This window comes from Butyrivibrio proteoclasticus (genome assembly GCF_900115735.1).
GTDB lineage: Bacteria > Bacillota > Clostridia > Lachnospirales > Lachnospiraceae > Butyrivibrio > Butyrivibrio proteoclasticus_B.
In genome coordinates this window covers 154,392-173,559 of sequence record NZ_FOXO01000002.1, presented here as the reverse complement: position 1 = coordinate 173,559, position 19,168 = coordinate 154,392, and the positions used below count along the sequence as shown (strand labels likewise).

Here is a 19,168-nt window from a genome sequence, read left to right as displayed (position 1 = left end):
CCTACTCTTCCTCCTCTCTAATAACTGATGTTATTCTGACAGCATATTTATCTTTTGCTGTACCAGGTAATGCCGTAAATTTGTAAATATTTCCTACATATATCTGCATATCATTATTTACTCTGTTATCGAGTCGTATTATGTCACCGGCCTGCAAATGAACAAAATCACTCACAGATACATTACAGCGTCCAAGTATTGCTTTTACCGGAACATCTACATGCTTAACCATGGTTTCCAAAGTATCCTGGTAATCTTCATCATTATTCTTTTGCATCGTAGAAAACCAGAACTTTGTATTCAACTTATCCATAACACTCTCTAAAGTGAAATATGGAAGACAGACATTCATAAGACCTTCTGTATCGCCAATCTTTATATTCAATGTGACGATGGCTATCATATCTGTCGGTGAGATAACCTGTGCAAATTGAGGATTTGTCTCAATTCTTTCCATTACAGGGTTGATGGCAACAACACTTTGCCACGGTTCAACCATAAGCTGCATACATATAGTCACAAGTTTTTCTATTAATGGCATCTCTATGTCAGTAAATGGTCTTGGTTTATCTAAAGTTGCTCCTGAACCGCCAAGCATCCTGTCGATAAAAGAGAAACCGATATTTGCCTGAAGCTCCAAAATAATAGTTCCCTGAAGTGGCAAAAACGATATAACTCCGAGAATTACAGGATTTGAAAGAGCATTACTAAATTCCGAATAAGTTACTGTTTCTGAATTCGCAACCGATACAGTAACATTTTTGCGTAAATATAATGGTAATGTTGTTGATAACAGTCTTCCATAGTGCTCGTAGATCATCTCCAATGTACGAAGGTGCTCTTTGGAGAATTTGGCAGGACGTTTAAAGTCATAATCCTTGACTTTCTTTTCGTCTGATGCCTGCATCTGATCCACATCAAGTTCGCCACTACTTAACGCTGCCAACAGACCATCTATTTCACTTTGTGACATTACTTCACTCAAAATGGATCTCCTTTCTCAGCAAACGAAAGTTTTGTCATAAAGTTTACTGATAAATCGCGGTTATGTTTACATCGTAGATAAAGTTCGAACCATACAGTTCCTGAATAGCTTCAAGTACCTCATCCTTTGCAGGCTGAAGATCACTCTGTAATTCTTCCATAGTTTTATTTGAAAGGATATCAATAACTTTAGCCTTTACAAGATCATTCATACTGGTAAGAGAATCAGAGCTTCCATAAGTTGCAAAATCTGCAGATGCCGTATTCATTGAAAATACAACTTCAGCAACCATATAATGTGCTTTTCCATCAGCACCCGGTTTAAGGCTGATTGTAAGTGAGTTATCACCCGTAAATCCAAATGTAGCTATATTTGCTACGCCAACTGTTCCGGAATTAGATCCGGAGAAACCACCGCCTGATCCACCACTGGCCTCAAGTTCAAGTGCCGCAGCTATATCGGAAATCAGCTTTGCTGTCTGAGAATTAGTAGTCATAACGCTAAGAAGCATAAATCCATTCATAGCAAGATTTACCACAAGAAGCGCCAAAATAATAATCGATAACAGATTTTTTTTCATTTAAAGGTAACCCCCTTTTAATAAGATGAACTTAATGGATTGTAAATCTTTATCTCAACTCTTCTGTTTCGAGCTCTTCCCTCATCAGTAGAATTATCGGCTATAGGATCATATTCACCTCGCCCTGTATGAACAATATTTGAAGGTTCAAGCGTCGTGTTCTCACATAGATACTTGAATATTGCAAGTGCTCTTCCTGATGAAAGTTCATCATTATCGGCATATTTCCCGTTGGAAGACATAGGAACATTATCCGTATGACCTTCAATATCAATTGTTCCTCCAGCGTATGATTCAAGGATCTCTCCTACTTTTTCCAAGACAGGAATAACATCCTCTTTTATTTCTGTCCGGCCTGAATCAAAAAGAATCGACCCCTGAATTGTCAGCTGAACATATTGACTTGTATAATTCATAGAAACTTCGTCTTCAATTTCAGCTTCATCAAGAGCCATTTCAATTTTCTTGGCAAGTTCTTCTGAAGCTTTCATTTGTGCTTCCTGGGCTGCTTCCATAAGTTCTTCCTGATTCATATCACCGACCTCAGTCTCCTCAGATTCAGAATCGGCTCCGGTTTGGGCCAGTCCCATAGAAGTTATGTAACTTGATAATTCTGTGAGCTGAGAAACACCATCTCCAATTAGTGCTCCCTTCCCCAGCGCCATTTCGCCGCCATTAAAAATACCAAATGCCGAACTAAAAGATGCAGCTACCTCTTCAAATTTCGCAGCGTCCATTGTAGCCATTGAAAACAACAGAACGAAGAAACAAAGAAGCAGATTCATCAGATCACCAAAGGTACCCTGCCACGCCGGCAAACCAGGCTTTATTTCCTCAGGTTTCTTTGCCATTATTCTCCGCCTCCATCGCCTGAACCATTCTCAGCTTCATATGCAGCTCTGTCACTTGGTGACAGGAATGATTTTAGCTTTTCTTCTGTAACACGGGGATTTTCACCTGCTTGAATTGACAATAATCCCTCAATAACAATGCTTTTTGCCATATATTCTGCATTATCTCTCGCTTTTAATTTATTCTCAGCAGGATAACAGAACCAGTTTGCAAGAACCGAACCATAGAATGTTGTAATAAGGGCAACGGCCATGGACGGTCCGATTGATGATGGATCTGACATGTTCTGAAGCATAAGAACCAGACCAAGAAGTGTTCCGATCATTCCCCAGGAAGGACCCATGCCTGCAACATCTGCAAAGAATGAATAATTCTCTTTATGTCTCTCTGACATAGCATCAATTTCAGCTTCTAAAATACTTTTTACAAGTTCAGGCTCAGTACCATCTACAATAAGACCAACGCCTTTTTTCATAAATGCATCTTCCAGATTGCTTGCTGCTTCCTCAAGTGCAAGAAGTCCTTCTTTACGAGCTGTATTTGAAAGATCGATGATCTGTTTTATTGTGCCCTTAGTGTCATCAGAGGGCATTTTATAAATTAGGGTGTAAGATTTCAGACCATTAATAAAGCTTGGCATGCTTCTCGACGCCAAAACCGCCATGAAAGCTCCGCCGAATGTGATCATCGCCGAAGGAGCATCAACGAAGTATACGACGCCGGTGATACCGGCTGAAAAGACAATACTCAGAATCATGAAAAGAAAACAAAGACCAACACCAAGTAATGAAGCAATATCCATACTATTTTCCCCTTCATAAAAAATAATCAAAATATCAATTCTATGCCGTTTAATTGATATTTATAACCGCAACATTATTAACTCAGTTTTCTATAATCTTATATATTTCTTCAGGCGATTCCCTTACAATAAGTTTTCGTCCGCTACGTAATATGATTACAGTATCAGGAGTCGCCTCAATAGTTTCTATAGATAAAACATTTAAAAGAAATTTTCGTGTATCCATTTTTGTTAGCTCAATAATACTTTTAGACATCTATTCCCCCGTCAATATCTAAAAATTTCATTGTTTCAAAAATTATTGGCAAATATTGAAATTTAATTACCAACTACATATATTTTATCACTTTTAAAGTACCAATATTCTTTTTTTTGAACACATTTTGTACATAATTGCAAATTAATTACACTTTATTCCGTACATTATGAAATTATATTGCGTTATTTCGTTTATATTGTTGTGATAAACACTAATATTCAGAAAAACACAACATATTGTTGTAATAAATTAATTCTAGCATAGCGTTTATAATAATAACAACCTCTTTACCAAATTATAAACTTTATTTCATAATTTAGGTATCGTTACAATAGTAAACCCCAACGCCATTGCGATGGGGTTTACTGTCTTTTCTATGGTTTAAAAAGCTTATTACCTCTTAAGGTTTGTAAGTTCTTCCAGAAGTGTATCAGATACTGTTATGATACGGCTGTTTGCCTGGAATCCACGCTGTGTTGTTATCATTTCAGTAAATTCTTTTGAAAGATCTACATTGGACATTTCCAAAACGCCTGTGTTCATATACCCGCCATCAGTTGTTATATCCTGAATTGTGGCATCACCTGAGTTAAGAGTTGATGAATATAAGTTATCTCCTTCTTTGGATAAACCAGATGCATTGGCAAATTCTGCTGATGCAATCTGGCCGAGAAGTTTTGTCTGGCCATTGGTATACGTTGCAAAAATCTGTCCATCTGTCTGAACATTAATTCCATTCATCTCACCAACCATACGACCTGTATTATTGGACTTTTTATCACCTTTTGTGGCTTTGATCGTGGCTGATCCATTGGTATTATAATTAGTTACTGTTGAAAAATCCAAAGCCAGCTGTCCGGCTCTATTTGCAGTTTGATCAGTTGCGGCCTTTTGATAACCAAATGGCTCAAGTCCTGCCACGTTTTGATCAAACATAAGATTAACAATAAATGAAGTATTATATCCGCCGGCAGCAGAAATCTCTCCGGTAGCAGCATTAAAATTCAAGTTTATAGTCTTCGTTCTTGCACCGGTTGCTGTTTCAAAATTTACTCCATTCATAAGATTAGCACCAATGGAATCTCCGGTCGAATCAAGAATATCTGTAAGTGTTAATGTAAAGCTATCAGCATTTCCTTCAACGTTTTTCAGAGTAAATTTGCCGGTGTACAAATAACCTTTATTATCATAAAATTCAAGTGTTATTGTTTTACCATTATCTGAGGTTATATTTGTATCATAATCATCGATATTACCGCTAAATACTGCCGCAGATGTAGAAGCAGGCGCATATGTGAGATTATCTGCTGTCATGATTGGAAGATTCATGAGTCCTCCGTTTTTATCTATCTGTCTTGCACCGGTTTCAGTATCCACTTTAGCTTGCCATCCCATTACATAGTAACCATTGCTTTGCATAGCAAGATTACCTGCTCCGTCTACATAAAAAGATCCGTCTCTTGTATAGAGATTTTGATTGCCATTATTTACAACAAAGAAAGCCTTTCCGGTAATCATAATATCAAAAGGATTATTTGTAGTCTGAGTTGCACCCTGAGATTCAATTGCTGTAGCAATAGCTCCAGATTTTGCACCAAGACCAATTTGTCTTGCATTTACGCCACCCTTGGTCTCTGTGGCACCGGAAGCTGCCTGTGTTGTCTGATACATAAGGTCTGAAAAAGAAATCGACTGTGATTTAAAAGATGTAGTATTAACATTGGCAATATTGTTACCAAGCACATCCATTTTGGTCTGATGTGTACGAAGTCCTGCCACACCAGAATAAAGTGATCTCATCATAAGACAAAGTCCTCCATTATTAAACTGTTTACACTCTTAGTGAATTTCGATGTTGGAATTTGTACAGATAAGTGATAATCAGATATTTCCATCAATCAGTCCGGAAATATAGATTCCCTGATGGCCACAAAAAGCCACTTCGGTCCAATCATTAAGCTATCACCGCTCCGTCAATATTTGTAAAAACGTTATTTTTATTTTCTGTCTGATCCATTGCTGTCACAACAGTATTGTTGGGAATATTTACAATGAAAGCAAGCTCATCTACCAGAATCAAAGAGTCTTTAATTCCCTTTTCACCAGCTTCCACCTTTCCCATATTAAGCCTTGCCATCTGTTCGTCAGACAAAACGATATTTCTATTTTGAAGTCTGTTTACGGCATGCTTAGAAAACTTTAGTTCATTTGAACTAATAGTATTATCGGTTGATTCCTTTATTTTATTTAGAATATTGGCAAAAGAATTTTCATCAGAGGCAGCAAAAGCAGAACCTACCCTGCTGTTAGATAAAAAACCTGTACTGTTACCTGTCTTTATCTGATCATTAATCTGATTTATCGACAAAAATTGTCTGTCATCAATATTCACTTAAGAAAACCTCCTTTCCTTGAAGTTTTTCTTATTACTATCATGTATCTTCCGTAAGAGTTCTCTTATCATTTCCTCTGAGCTCATCAATCTTGTTAACATATTGAAGTAAGGATGTAACATAATCATTACTCATCATCTTCTTTGCCTTGTCATCCAATACATTCATATAGTACTCATACATAGTATCAATAGTACTGCCATGTTTTTCATCTGTTATGAACTCAAGATTTGGAAGTTTATCAATATTCTTCTGGAAATCTTTTACAGTATCAATAGCATTAACGTAGTCATCAGCCAGCACACGGGAAACATCATCCGCATTATAATTTGTTCCATCGATATTCAAATAAGCTTTGTTTCCTGAATAAGTAACATAGTCAACCATCCCCTGCACTTCACTGGTCTTACCAGTATCTGAATTAGTCTGAGTTATAACAACAGTCTTTCCAACCATTTCAGATGCTCTTGACATAGACATGGCACTTGCCATATTGCTGAGCTGTTCGACCTGTGTAAAAGTCGCATATTGCGAAATATACTCTGTATTTGAAGTTGGTTCCATAGGATCCTGATATTTCATTTGAGCGACAAGTATCTGCATAAATGCATCTTTATCGTAACCAGCAGGTGCAGTGCTTTTTGCTTTATCTTTCTCTGAGCCTGCATTTACAACCTTACCATTTTCAATAATAGCTTCAACTGAACCAAAATCTGCCATATTTATCCTCCTGGGCCGATAATAACCGGCCCGTTAACTTCATGCACTATAATCAACTGTATTGCCATTCATTTCCATTACTTTTGCTGCCATAAGATCTTCTTCAGACATATCATCATCTTCAAGTTCCGAAAGATTTATTCTTCGAGTAGCCTTTCTGAATTTTCCCTGAGCCTGCTCAAATTCTTGTTCCTGCTTATTCTGCTCAAGATTCTGTTCAAAAGCATGACTGGCAATTGTAACCTCAATTGCAGTAACCTTAACTCCCTGTTCATCAAATTTCTGTTGGAGTGCAACCATCTGGCTTTCAACAGCTTCTTTTACAAGTTCATTCTGCGCTGTAAACTTAGCAACTATTCCATCTTTGGTACTTGTAAGAAGAATGTTTACATTACCAAGATGCGCCGGATGAAGCTGAAGTTCCATTGAAGATTCACCATTACCTGCAGAAATAGTTATCTTTTCAGTAATCTGTCTGACAATATTTTCCAACTGTGCTCTATCGGTATAACTAACAGTGCCGGTAGTATTCATGTCTACTGAATCTGTTATATTATTAAGCAATTGATTAAATAAATTGAAATTATTGGTATTTTGATTCAAGCCGCCTTTTGTTTCTTTCTGATTCCCTGATGATGATGAATCAAAAGTCTTTTCAACAGGCTCAAATTCAGTAACTTCGTCAGAAACTGTATTCTCTGCAACTTCAGGCGTCTGTTTTTTAGACTGTGGTGCTTTTATATCCTCAGAAATCTTGTCTACGGCTTTTTTTACTACAATTTCAGGTTCTTTTACTACAATTTCAGGTTCTTTTGCAACAACCTCGGAATCCTTTGCAATAGTCTTCTCTGGTTTAAAGGTTACATTCTCATCTAGAGTTGTTACAAAGCCACTATCATATTCTGAAATTGCAATGTTTAAATCTTCTTCGGATAAGTCAAACTCATTCAAAAGTTCGCTCCTCATACTATCTGCACCCTCCATGAGGTCCTGCATTTTAGTATATAGATCTGTATCAGTAATCAGATCAAGCGCCTTATCCTCTCCTAATACTTCCGTAACTAAATTCTGAACATTCTCAGGTTTTAAAAGATCTACAACCATCAGTCCAAGAATTTCCATTGCATTTAATACATCTTCTTCGCTTATCTCAAATGTTTCTGCTATTTCTGTAACAATTTCTTTTCCTGCCTCGCCTATAGCTTTCTGCAGCTCTTCATCTGTCTCTGCACTGACAGTTACATTCTCATCAGTTGTTATAACAATTTCAGGGATATATTCTTCGGATCTTTCAGGTAAAAGATTTTCATCAATCACATTATCCTGATCATTAACAATTATAATATCTGCTTTCTCTGGTTCATTCTGGTCAGGCAGTTCTGCCCTGGTTTCAATATCTGTTTCTTCACCGGCAGTTTTTGCAGAAACGTCCTTATTTTGAACCATTTTCTCAGAAGTTTTGTTAAGGATACTATTAAAATCTTTTTGCTCTGTATTATTATTCTTAAGATCCTTTACAGATGAAGTATTAACCGCTGCAGCACTCTGTGTCATGTAGGTGAAAAATGCGCCCACACAATTTGCTGTACTGCTCATTCAATTCCTCCTTTCACATTTAATCTTTTGGACATAAACATCCATAGACTCTCACAACATATATCGGCATGTATTTATTTTACTTAAGAGGAATTTTAAAAGAAAAAAGGATAAGACCAAATTGGTCTTATCCCGTTACTTTTGTAGATTTTTGTTCAAGAGCATTAGGTTCCAGAAGCTGTGTAAGCTTTGCTGCATTTTCTTCTTTCATTACAGCCAATATATCTCCACGATTCTCAACGCTCATTTGTGCGAGTATTTTTGCCACAAGTTCTATCTGGTTCTCTGCAACCATCTCATCAAAAATAGCTCCTGCCTGTTTAGGCTTCATACCGGAATAGGTAGTAGCAAAAGCCTTTATAGCCGCATCATCAACTTCTCCCTTAATAACTTTCTCATATATCTGCGCTGCAGTATCAGGATCGATCATAGCATAATATGAAGCATACGCAGACGCATCAGGAGCATAATCACCATATACGACACTCTCATAAAATGAAGCACGTTCCTCATAAAATTTCTTCTGTTGCTGCTCGAAGGGTTCTAGTCTTGTCACTTCAGCCTGAAGTTTTTCTATTGATGAAGCATAACTGCTGTTTTGTTCCATTTCTGACTGTAGAGCTTGTTCAAGTCTTTTAATATATGCCATAGCTTCATCTATATTTTCTACTCCGGCAGCACTAGATCCGGCATTACTATAATCTACAACTGCCTCAGGGCTTGCTGTCTGAACAGAACCTTCAGGGAGTATAAGATTAACATATGGAATATCCTTAAGTAATGGGGCTAAAATCTCAGATCCAAAATGTCCAACATCCAGCTTTATCAAAAGCGCCATAATAGCCAGCCAGATGAGAATTATGAGAAAAGAAATAACTAAAGTCGCAAGTCCTCCGGCATTATCTCCATTTATTTCCGCAGATCTTTCGGCAAATTCCTGTTCTTTTTCTTTCTGCTCTTTTCTCTGTTCTTTTAGCCTTTTTTTGTATTCTTTTTTATCAGCTGCTAGTTTTTTCTTGGCCGCCTTAGGATCTTGTGGCGACATAGTCAAATTGTTATCAGCCATTATCTGGTCTCTGCTCCTCTTTGTCCATAGGTAAAGCTGGTACGCTGATCATTTTCTTTAGCTTCTTCCTGTTTTTCTTCTTCCAGATACTCTGCGTAAGCTCTGTCACGAAGAGTTTCCTGCATTTTTCTCTCCTGAATAGCCCTTGTAAGTCTTACTCTTACTCTTTCGACTTTTTGTTCGTATTCCTTAACAACCTTAGCCTGAGATGCTATCATAACATCCATCTGGGCTGTCGCATATTGATTATCTAAAATATCCTGAAGCATCAGATTCTCAGCATTTCTAAGTTCTTCCGCTTCAATAAGATATTTTTCTTTGCGTCTTATGTATTCTTCCAAAATATCAAGCTGTTGATTGAGTTCTGCCTGAGCATTGGCAAATTCCATTTTTACCTGCCCCTCTGTCTTTTGCTTGATATTAAGGACACTCTGCATACGGTAATTAAATCTTGCCATAAGCTATCAGTCCTTGAACATATCAATAAGATTCTGTCTGATTTCTTCAAAAGAAAACTTTTCATCTGTTTCCTGCATCAAAAATGCATTCACAAGATCTATTTTTGATACTGCATAATCAATATTTTTATTAGCTCCGCTCCTGTAAGCTCCAATATTTATAAGATCTTCAGCATCATTATAAGTAGCAAGAACATTTTTAAGCTTCCCGGCAGCTTTTTTATGCTCCGGATCAGCTATGGCAGACATACATCTTGAAATACTTGCCAATACATCAATAGCCGGATAATGATTCTTTTGAGCCAGCTTACGATTAAGAACAATATGACCGTCAAGTATACCCCTGGCAGTATCTGTAATGGGCTCATTCATGTCATCACCATCAACAAGCACGGTATAAAGACCTGTAATAGAGCCTTTTCGCGATTTACCGGCTCTTTCAAGAAGCTTTGGCATCTCGGCATAAACACTTGGTGGATATCCCCTTGAAACCGGAGGTTCTCCGCTGGCTAAGCCAATTTCTCTTTGCGCCATAGAAAAACGGGTCAGTGAATCCATCATAAGCAAAACATCTTTGCCCTTGTCCCTGAAATATTCTGCAATAGAAGTTGCTGTTTTTGCTGCTTTGAGTCTTTCAAGAGCAGGCTTATCAGAGGTAGCACAGACAACGATAGATCTTTTCATACCTTCCTCACCAAGATCTCTTTCTATGAACTCACGAACTTCTCTTCCACGTTCACCAATAAGAGCAATCACATTAATATCCGCCTGAGTGTTTCTTGCAAACATTCCAAGAAGTGTCGACTTTCCAACACCAGAACCTGCAAATATTCCTATTCTCTGCCCCTTTCCAACGGTAAGAAGGCCGTCTACAGCCTTTACCCCCAAGGGCAAAACATCAGAAATAGGATCTCTTGTCATGGGATCCGGCGGCTGATTCTCAACAGAATATGCAACTCCGCCTTCAAGAGCAACGCCTTTTCCGTAATTGGTTCCATCAATTCTTCCAAGACCATCAAGAGTTTTTCCTATAAGTCCTTCGCCGACATTAACCCTAAGTGGAGAATCAGTATTTTCAACAATAGAACCATTTCCAATACCACTTGTATTCTCATAGGGCATTAGCTGAACATGATTATTTTTAAAGCCTACAACTTCAGCCATAGCAGGCTTTGGTTGATTCTCATTTCCTGTATCAGAATCTTTTTTCTTGGGATAGATAAGGCATATGTCACCAAGCTTTGCATCAGGTCCTGCAGATTCAATGGTCAGCCCTATAACATTTACCACTCTGCCGCGAGTACGGTAGAACGGTGCATTCTTCATTTTTTTATACTTCGACATGTCAACTGAAGACACTAGCATATCTATCTCTTCTTTCTGTCAAAAGATAGAAGTTTAAGCTTTCTGGAAATCTCCGACAGCTCAACTCCAAGACTGCAGTCAAACACTCCACTGTCTGACTCAATCATACATTCATTTTCCTTAAGAAGCGGATCCTCTATTATTTCCATTGTAGTATTAGGTGATGTAACACAGGCATCCAGTACTTCTTTTTGATCCATGACATCGTCATAATCATCAGATGAAACATGAACAATAAGATCATTTCCCGGTTCAATTCTGGAAAGAGTATTCTTTAAAAGATGAAGTATTACCTCCTTCTCATCCCTCAGTTTAATGCCAAGCACATGCTCATATATCTGCGTAAGAACATCCACCATTTCAGGCTCAAGCTCATCTACAAGTGTTTGATATTCTTTTTCAAGTCCTTCTCTCTGCGCTTCTATATCAGCCTTAAGACTTTCTACTGCAGCCATACCTTCCTGATATCCGCAGTCATAGCCTTCCTGATGTCCCTGTTCTATAGCTTCAGCCTTTATTCCTTCTGCCTGATTCCTGGCATCACTAATCATCATTTCAGCTTGTTCTGATGCCTGTTGAAGTTTAAAATCTATTTCAGCCTGCACGGCTTCCATATCAGATTGCGTTTCTTCGGATGGAGCACCAATGATGCTCTGATCTTCTGTAAGTTGATCAAGCTGTTCCATATTGATACCAGGAATAAAATCAGTCGTCTCATCTCCTTCAGAAAAGCCGTCTTCTTCAGACTTAAGTGTCTTTTGCCTTTTTAGCTCCCGCTCCTGAAATTCTACAATTTTTTTATTTGCAAGCTCGTTATTATCAATTATACGGGCGTCCGATACATCAAAGCTTATAAAAGCTCCTTTAAAAAGATTAGACAACTAGCTCATCACCTCCGCCTCTGGAAATAACAATTTCGCCGGAATCTTCAAGCTTTCTGATAACATTAACAATCTTCTGCTGAGCTTCCTCAACATCCTTCATACGAACAGGTCCCATGAAATCCATATCTTCCTTGATCATTGCTGCAAGACGTTTAGAAAGGTTGTTAAAGATAGCCGCCTGTACATTTTCAGTTGCTCCCTTAAGTGCAAGACCAAGGTCAGCATTCTCAACCTCACGCAGCACTCTCTGAATTGATCTGTCGTCCAAAAGAAGTACATCTTCGAATACGAACATCTTCTTTCTGATCTCGTCGGCAAGCTCTGGCTCTTCGATTTCGAGAGTTTCCATAATATGTTTTTCGGTTGCACGATCTACAGTATTCAATATCTCTACTACTGCATCTACGCCACCGATAATTGTAAAGTCCTGATTTACCAAAGAAGCAAGTTTCGATTCCAACACTTTTTCTACTTCCTTTATTGTATCCGGGCTGGTTCTATCCATAGCCGCTATACGTTTTGCAACATCTGCCTGTCTGTCAGGTGGCAACGCTGACAGGATAAGGGCGCTCTGGCTAGGTGACATGTAAGATAAAACAAGAGCTATAGTCTGAGGATGCTCATCCTGTATAAAAGTAAGTATCTGAGACGGCTCTGTTTTTCTAATAAACTCAAATGGCTTAACCTGAAGTGAAGCAGTAAGCTTACTGATAACATCAAGAGCCTTATCCTCACCAAGTGCTTTTTCAAGAAGTTCTTTAGCATAGTTGATACCACCTTCTGCAATATATTGCTGAGCAAGGCAGACACCATAGAATTCTTCAAGAACAGCCTCTTTAATCTGTGAAGTCACACTTCGCGTATTAGCAATCTCAAGGGTCAGCTCCTCGATTTCCTCATCCTTTAGATGTTTGAATATAGCAGAAGATTTTTCTGGTCCCAATGCGATCAGAAGAATAGCTGCCTTTTGTATACCGGTAAAGCCCGCGGTTAAGGCGGAACCACCTCCAGCCGAAACTTCAGTATCCATCATACCCATTTCCCCTTTAGTTATAGTCCGTAGTCTTCATTAAGCCAGTTACGCAAAAGAACTGCAGCAGCTTCCGGATTTTCATCAACAAACTTCTCGATAAGCTTCTTTGTCTCTGAACCGGTATCCATTTCGATATCATCAAGAGCTTCTTCTGGCTGAGACTCAAGAAGCTGCTCCACAGACAGTGGTTCCGGTTCTGCCTCGTTCTGTGTCTGTTTATTTGTCCACATGCTTCTGACAATGATGAATGCAAGAAGTGCAAGAATAATGACTATCATTACAATCTGCAGAATGTCAGTAACAGTGATATTTGTTCCGGTTCTGTCAAAAAATACAAATTCAGTATATGCAGCCATTGCTACATTTCCTGTACCAATGCCTGTTGCTTTAGAGACTACATCGATAACTTCTGCAGGAACAGTCTGAACGACAGGTTCTGCATTAGCAAGCTTATACTCTTTCCAGGTCATATTATTATTAGCTGCACTGTCATAATCTTCTTCCCTTACAACTACATAATTGATAGCCGTAACGGATATTGATGAACTATCATAAACAATTGCACCAGGCTGATTAGTTCTTGTTGTTATCTTTTCATTTGGAAGATAATCTCTGGACTCTTCAGCTATTGAAGAAGTTGAATTTGTATTATCCTGAGTAACATAAGTTGTTTCATCATCAGCGTTAGTGTCCGTCCCCGGAATACCACTTACACCATTTACATTTTCTGCTGTATAAGTATCTTCATGGGATAAAACGCCCTGAGTCTGATCTTCTGCCGGTGTATAGTTGTGCTCTGTAGTCTCCTCGTGTGAAAAATCCATTACAAGGTTACTTGCAACCTCAATATTATCGTAAAGCTTTGTTCCCAATAGAACTTTTTTTACTTCATTTTTAACAAGCTGCTCTGCTTTGGCTTTAAGAGATAACTGGGTGCTTGCCATACCGGAAACAGTACTGTCTTCATCACCCGCAAACAGCATATTTCCATTTGTATCAAGAATAACAATATCTTTTGTTGATGAATTGCCAACTGCCTTGGCAACTGCTCTTGCAAGAAAAGCTGCGCTATCTTCATTAAACGAAGCATTATCTGCAAGTTCCAACAAAATACTTGCAGAAGACTCTTCCTGATTTCCAATAAGAGTTCCATCATTATCAGGAATATGAAGTTGAACCTTTGCACTTTTTATATCCGCAAATTTGCTGATAAAATCCGATTCGAGCCGACTTTCAAGATACAATACATACTTCTTTTGCTTATCGGCTTCTGTAGTGGAAAAACTGCCATCAGTAACATTATCAATACTGTAGGCATAAGACTGGATGTCATTGGCACCCAAAAGCAAGCTTGCATTACCCTGATCCTTTTTCAAGACCTTGAATTCCAAGCCATCATCTGACATTTTATAATTTATTGAATTTGAATCAAGAAGCTCCTTTATCTCAGAAGCTTCTTTTGTGGAATTGGCATTGACCAAAAGTACATATTGAGGTTGATTCAGTACAGAAACCAAAATTATAATTGTAAGCAATATAACTGAACCGGCCCCTACAATAAGGGTCTTTTGCTTGGCAGTAAACTGGTTCCACCAGTCGAGAATTTTCTGCCACAAGGCTTTAAATCTATCAGCCATGCATTCTCCCTCCCCATAATAACTAGAATATTACACTTGCATCTGTGTTAATTCCCTATATGCAGAAAGAACACGATCCCTCACAGCTACTGTATATTGCAGAGCTGTCTGTGCTTTCTGAAGAGCTATCGAAAGATCATGTGTATTATCTGTCTGACCCAAAGACCACTTGATCTCTTCATTTTCCGCATCTGATAAATAAGCATTAGTGGTGTGGATATTCTCAATAGCTTTATCGAAAATAATTGAAAAAGCCTGTTCATTACCCTTTCCATCATCACCTAAAACATTATAGACAGTGCTGTTTAATTTTTCGGCATTTTTTATTGCCCCAGATGTTACATTGCGAAGTTGAGAAATATCAAGATATGCCATAAGCTATCCTCCATTATCCCTGACCAAGCTCAAGTCCTCTGCTGGCCAGATTCTTACTAGCATTGAATGCAGTTGCATTTGCTTCGTATGATCTGCTCGCATCAATCAGATTCGTCATCTCAGTAACAGTATTAACATTCGGGTAAGTAACATATCCATTTGCATCAGCATCAGGATGAGACGGATCATATACAATATTCATTTGTGTCCAGGTATCATCCTGTACTTTGGTAACCTTTACACCAGTTCCACTGTAATGATCAAGACGTTCATTAAGAATTCTGGAAAACGGGGTTTGTGCTCCTTTTTCTGCGAATGTGACTACCTTTCTCACGTAAGGAGTACCATCTTCAGTCCTTGTAGTGTTAGCATTAGCAATATTCTCAGAAATAATGTCCATTCTGAAACGCTGAGCTGTCATGCCTGAAGAGTTAATGTTAAAAGAATCAAAAATACTCATTCATTATCCTCCTTTATGAAGACTTGGTAACCATTTGCAAATTTGAAAATTCAGACTTTATACCGGCCATAAGCCCCTGATATTTAATTTGATTAGCTGCAAGAATAACGTTCTCAGTATCTATGTCCACATTATTCTTGTCATATCTGTAAGAAAAACCTGAATAGTCGTTAACAACTCTGGCCTGTAAGTGTTTATCTCTTAAACCGGAAACCTTTTCATCCATACTCTTATATTTTGAATTTCCTAAAGCTCTCTCAAGCTCATCTTCAAAATTCAGATCCTGACGCTTATACCCCGGTGTGTCTACATTAGCAATATTGTTGGCGATTATCTCGTTTCTGGTCCAGGAGGCATCAGCTGCCTTGTCCAAAACGTTAATATAGTCAAATACATTACTATTTATCATAGAGCCTCCTTACTAAGCCAGAACGCAATACGAAATTTTACGGCTATATATTAATAATATGATTTTTATTGACAAAATACAAGTAAATTATGTTTTTTATAGTGTTAATAATGTATATTTATACATTCTGGCTTGTCTAAATGTATAAATATAAAAAGGATATACCTGTATTTAGATAAATCCTTTCATCAAAATCCCTCCTGAAACCTTTACATAATGTACATATTATCAGCCAATTATATTTCCTGTTTTAGCTTCTTAATTTCAGCAAAAACCACGTCGTTAGTTACTTTTATATAGGTTCCCTTCATGCCGGAAGATCTTGACTCTATAACACCTGCACTCTCAAATTTTCTAAGTGCGTTTACAATAACACTTCTGGTGATACCTACTCTGTCAGCAATTTTACTTGCAACAAGAACTCCTTCCATCCCATCAAGTTCATCAAAAATGTGAATAATTGCTTGCATTTCTGAAAAAGAAAGTGTACTTATAGCTGATTTAACAACAGCAAGTTTTCTGCTTTCTTCAGCATTCTCTTCATTTACAGCTCTGAGCATTTCCAGGCCAACAACAGTTGTTGCATACTCACAAAGAATTATATCGTCAATATCATAAGGAACATCCGTCTTATATATAAAAAGAGTTCCAAGTCTCTCGCCGGCGATTTCAATTGGTGTAATGATTGCCTGAAACTTTGAAGAATCTATTCCTTCGAAACCCAGAGTTTCAAGATTTACATTTTCCTTAGTAGAAAGTATTGTAAGAAGTCTTTCATTTAACATCGGATCGATAAATGATCCAACATTGTCAACGAGAAGTCCACTTAATGATTCAACTCCTACGCTTTCGCCTATGCCCAACACTTTACCTTTTTTACTGATAACAAACATATTTGAGGATAAAATGTCGCAAAGAACCCTGCAAATATCATTGAAAACAACTTTTCCTGAATTACTGTTATGCAAGAGTTTTCCGATTTTACGGGTTTTATCCAGTAGCTGTACACTACTCATGACGTTTCTCCTTTTAAATGAATTTTCCCCCGTAGTTATAATTGTGTACGTTATTTCGTTTACAACAATAACACTATTGTTATGATAACATAAAAAAATAGGTGCTTCAAACCATGAAGCACCTACAATTATGAAAAAAGGCTAAAGTTTTCTGAAAAATATTATTTACTTCTTAAGCTCACCAATATAGCCACAGTCTGGATTTGTACAGGTAACCTTGTTACTCTTTGCTACCATAAATGAACCACACTTAGGACATTTATCTGAAACAGGTTTAGCCCATGACATAAAGTCGCAATCAGGATTATCAATACAGCCATAGAACATACGACCCTTCCTGGTTCTCTTAAGAACGACATCCTTACCACATTTAGGGCAGGCAACACCAATCTTCTCATAATAAGGCTTGGTGTTCTTACACTCAGGAAAGCCGGGACAAGCAAGGAATTTACCATGAGGGCCATATTTTATAACCATGTTTCTTCCACAGTTATCACAGATTTCATCTGTAACTTCATCCTGAACCTGTATCTTTTCCATCTCTTTTTCTGCAGCTTTAACTGCCTCATTAAGATCAGGATAGAAATTTTCTATAACAGTCTTCCATTTAACATTACCATCAGCAATACCATCAAGAAGCGCTTCCATGTTGGATGTGAAATTAACATCAACAATCTGAGGGAAAGCATCCATCATCAACTTATTTACAGCCTGACCAAGCTCAGTTATATATAAGCTCTTATTTTCTTTAGTTATATAATGCCTTGCCATGATAGTTGAAATTGTTGGAGCATATGTACTTGGTCTTCCGATACCAAGAGCCTCAAGATCATGGACAAGTGAAGCTTCTGTATAATGTGGAGCCGGCTGTGTAAAGTGCTGTGCACTTTCAAAAGAATCAAAGGAAAGCTTGGTATCTGTGTCAAGATTCTTCATGAGTACATTCTTTTCAATCTGATCATCTTCATCAGTATAAACATTCAAAAATCCATCAAATACAGTCTTAGAAGCAGATACTGTAAATCTGCTCTCGTTTGCATCAATTTTAACTGAAGTTGTCTCGTACTTGGCAGCTGCCATACGACTAGCCATAAATCTTCTCCAGATAAGCTGATACAATCTAAACTGATCTCTTGAAAGGAAGTCTTTAACCTTAACAGGTGTATTTGTAATAATAGAAGGTCTGATTGCCTCATGTGCATCCTGAATCTTTACATCGCTCTTTTTAGCTGCCAAACCTTCAGCAATATATTTCTCACCGAAGTTCTCTAAAATGTATTCATTGGCGGATGCCACTGCCTCATCAGATACTCTTGTAGAGTCTGTTCTAAGATATGTAATAAGACCAACAGTTCCCTGGCTTCCAAGATCGATTCCTTCGTATAGCTGCTGGGCAACACGCATTGTCTTTTGTGTTGAGAAATTAAGCACTTTTGAAGCTTCCTGTTGAAGAGTTGATGTTGTAAATGGAAGTGGAGCCTTCTTGGTCCTTTCGCCCTTCTTTACATCTGAAACTGTATATTTTGCGCCCTCTAAAGACTTCATTATCTTTTCGAGCTGCTCTTTATTCTCAATCTCTTTTTTATCATTGCCACTTCCGTAGTAGTGAGCAACGAGAGGTTTCTTTTCACCCTGAACTTTAAGATTAACATCAAGTGTCCAGTATTCCTTTGGTATAAAAGAATCTATCTCTTCTTCTCTGTCTGCAATGATCCTGAGGGCTACAGACTGAACTCGACCTGCGCTTAAACCTCTTTTGATCTTGTTCCAAAGAAGTGGTGAAATACTATATCCAACCATTCTGTCAAGAACACGCCTTGCCTGCTGCGCATCTACGAGATTCATATCAATATCTCTTGGATGCTTCATGGCTTCCTTAACAGCGTTTTTAGTGATCTCATTAAATGTAACTCGCTGAATCTTGGCATCTGCCTGGTCTAACTTTAGTGCAGAAATAAGATGCCAGGAAATAGCCTCTCCTTCACGGTCCGGGTCGGTTGCGAGATATACTTTATCTGCTTTTTTCACCTGTCGTCTAAGAGCTGCAAGTACGTCGCCCTTTCCGCGAATTGTTATATATTTAGGCTCAAAATCGTTATTTACGTCAACACCCATCTGACTTCTTGGAAGATCTCTAACGTGACCGTTTGACGCAGCTACCTCGTAGCCTGAGCCAAGAAACTTCTTGATAGCCTTAACCTTTGTAGGTGACTCAACTATAAGAAGTGATGTTTTCTTTTCTGATGTCTTTTTACTAGTTGCCATTAGGATAGCTTAC

Annotated in this window: 20 protein-coding genes; all 20 read right to left on the bottom strand. The window is 38.0% G+C overall.

Annotated elements, in window-relative coordinates; translation table 11 throughout:
* Position 1: 1 nt before the first annotated feature.
* Positions 2 to 985 carry a flagellar motor switch protein FliM gene (gene fliM / locus BM146_RS01965; RefSeq protein ID WP_074883562.1) on the bottom strand — a complete coding sequence of 328 codons (984 nt, stop codon included), beginning with the start codon at positions 983 to 985 and terminating at the stop codon, positions 2 to 4.
* Between the two features lie 43 nt (positions 986 to 1,028).
* Positions 1,029 to 1,565: a flagellar basal body-associated FliL family protein gene (locus BM146_RS01960; RefSeq protein ID WP_074883559.1), complete on the bottom strand. Its 537-nt coding sequence runs from the start codon at positions 1,563 to 1,565 to the stop codon at positions 1,029 to 1,031.
* 17 nt (positions 1,566 to 1,582) lie between these two features.
* The gene (locus BM146_RS01955) at positions 1,583 to 2,416 is read right to left on the bottom strand and encodes an OmpA/MotB family protein (protein WP_074883556.1); all 834 of its coding nucleotides are present in this window, start codon (positions 2,414 to 2,416) and stop codon (positions 1,583 to 1,585) included.
* Complete coding sequence (locus BM146_RS01950; protein ID WP_074883553.1) at positions 2,416 to 3,219, bottom strand: motility protein A; 804 nt, start codon at positions 3,217 to 3,219, stop codon at positions 2,416 to 2,418. The genes BM146_RS01955 and BM146_RS01950 overlap by 1 nt, the downstream gene beginning before the upstream one ends.
* Positions 3,220 to 3,301: 82 nt before the next feature.
* Positions 3,302 to 3,475: a flagellar FlbD family protein gene (locus BM146_RS01945; RefSeq protein ID WP_278308485.1), complete on the bottom strand. Its 174-nt coding sequence runs from the start codon at positions 3,473 to 3,475 to the stop codon at positions 3,302 to 3,304.
* Positions 3,476 to 3,871: 396 nt separating this feature from the next.
* Positions 3,872 to 5,281 carry a flagellar hook protein FlgE gene (locus tag BM146_RS01940; RefSeq protein WP_074883551.1) on the bottom strand — a complete coding sequence of 470 codons (1,410 nt, stop codon included), beginning with the start codon at positions 5,279 to 5,281 and terminating at the stop codon, positions 3,872 to 3,874.
* A gap of 151 nt (positions 5,282 to 5,432) precedes the next feature.
* The gene (locus tag BM146_RS01935) at positions 5,433 to 5,870 is read right to left on the bottom strand and encodes a TIGR02530 family flagellar biosynthesis protein (RefSeq protein WP_074883549.1); all 438 of its coding nucleotides are present in this window, start codon (positions 5,868 to 5,870) and stop codon (positions 5,433 to 5,435) included.
* Between the two features lie 40 nt (positions 5,871 to 5,910).
* A complete protein-coding gene (locus BM146_RS01930) occupies positions 5,911 to 6,591 on the bottom strand; it encodes a flagellar hook assembly protein FlgD (protein WP_074883547.1) in 681 nt (226 codons plus the stop codon).
* Positions 6,592 to 6,630: 39 nt separating this feature from the next.
* Entirely contained in the window at positions 6,631 to 8,187 is a 1,557-nt protein-coding gene (locus tag BM146_RS01925; protein ID WP_074883544.1) for a flagellar hook-length control protein FliK, read from the bottom strand.
* A gap of 127 nt (positions 8,188 to 8,314) precedes the next feature.
* On the bottom strand, positions 8,315 to 9,253 hold the full coding sequence (locus BM146_RS01920) for a MotE family protein (protein ID WP_074883539.1): 939 nt from the start codon (positions 9,251 to 9,253) through the stop codon (positions 8,315 to 8,317).
* Complete coding sequence (locus BM146_RS01915) at positions 9,253 to 9,711, bottom strand: flagellar export protein FliJ (protein ID WP_074883537.1); 459 nt, start codon at positions 9,709 to 9,711, stop codon at positions 9,253 to 9,255. The genes BM146_RS01920 and BM146_RS01915 overlap by 1 nt, the downstream gene beginning before the upstream one ends.
* Positions 9,712 to 9,717: 6 nt before the next feature.
* Positions 9,718 to 11,055, bottom strand: coding sequence for a flagellar protein export ATPase FliI (gene fliI, locus BM146_RS01910; RefSeq protein WP_242949320.1), 1,338 nt, complete (start codon positions 11,053 to 11,055; stop codon positions 9,718 to 9,720).
* Positions 11,056 to 11,078: 23 nt separating this feature from the next.
* The gene (locus BM146_RS01905; protein WP_074883531.1) at positions 11,079 to 11,957 is read right to left on the bottom strand and encodes a FliH/SctL family protein; all 879 of its coding nucleotides are present in this window, start codon (positions 11,955 to 11,957) and stop codon (positions 11,079 to 11,081) included.
* Positions 11,950 to 12,993 carry a flagellar motor switch protein FliG gene (gene fliG / locus BM146_RS01900; RefSeq protein ID WP_330391705.1) on the bottom strand — a complete coding sequence of 348 codons (1,044 nt, stop codon included), beginning with the start codon at positions 12,991 to 12,993 and terminating at the stop codon, positions 11,950 to 11,952. Before fliG ends, BM146_RS01905 begins: the two co-directional genes overlap by 8 nt.
* A gap of 17 nt (positions 12,994 to 13,010) precedes the next feature.
* On the bottom strand, positions 13,011 to 14,630 hold the full coding sequence (gene fliF, locus BM146_RS01895) for a flagellar basal-body MS-ring/collar protein FliF (protein WP_074883528.1): 1,620 nt from the start codon (positions 14,628 to 14,630) through the stop codon (positions 13,011 to 13,013).
* A gap of 30 nt (positions 14,631 to 14,660) precedes the next feature.
* On the bottom strand, positions 14,661 to 15,005 hold the full coding sequence (locus BM146_RS01890) for a flagellar hook-basal body complex protein FliE (protein ID WP_074883524.1): 345 nt from the start codon (positions 15,003 to 15,005) through the stop codon (positions 14,661 to 14,663).
* Between the two features lie 13 nt (positions 15,006 to 15,018).
* Positions 15,019 to 15,465, bottom strand: coding sequence for a flagellar basal body rod protein FlgC (flgC, locus tag BM146_RS01885; RefSeq protein WP_074883521.1), 447 nt, complete (start codon positions 15,463 to 15,465; stop codon positions 15,019 to 15,021).
* 13 nt (positions 15,466 to 15,478) lie between these two features.
* Complete coding sequence (gene flgB / locus BM146_RS01880; RefSeq protein ID WP_074883518.1) at positions 15,479 to 15,874, bottom strand: flagellar basal body rod protein FlgB; 396 nt, start codon at positions 15,872 to 15,874, stop codon at positions 15,479 to 15,481.
* Between the two features lie 236 nt (positions 15,875 to 16,110).
* Positions 16,111 to 16,890, bottom strand: coding sequence for a GTP-sensing pleiotropic transcriptional regulator CodY (codY, locus tag BM146_RS01875; RefSeq protein ID WP_074883516.1), 780 nt, complete (start codon positions 16,888 to 16,890; stop codon positions 16,111 to 16,113).
* Between the two features lie 165 nt (positions 16,891 to 17,055).
* Positions 17,056 to 19,155, bottom strand: coding sequence for a type I DNA topoisomerase (topA, locus tag BM146_RS01870; protein WP_074883511.1), 2,100 nt, complete (start codon positions 19,153 to 19,155; stop codon positions 17,056 to 17,058).
* Positions 19,156 to 19,168: the final 13 nt, after the last annotated feature.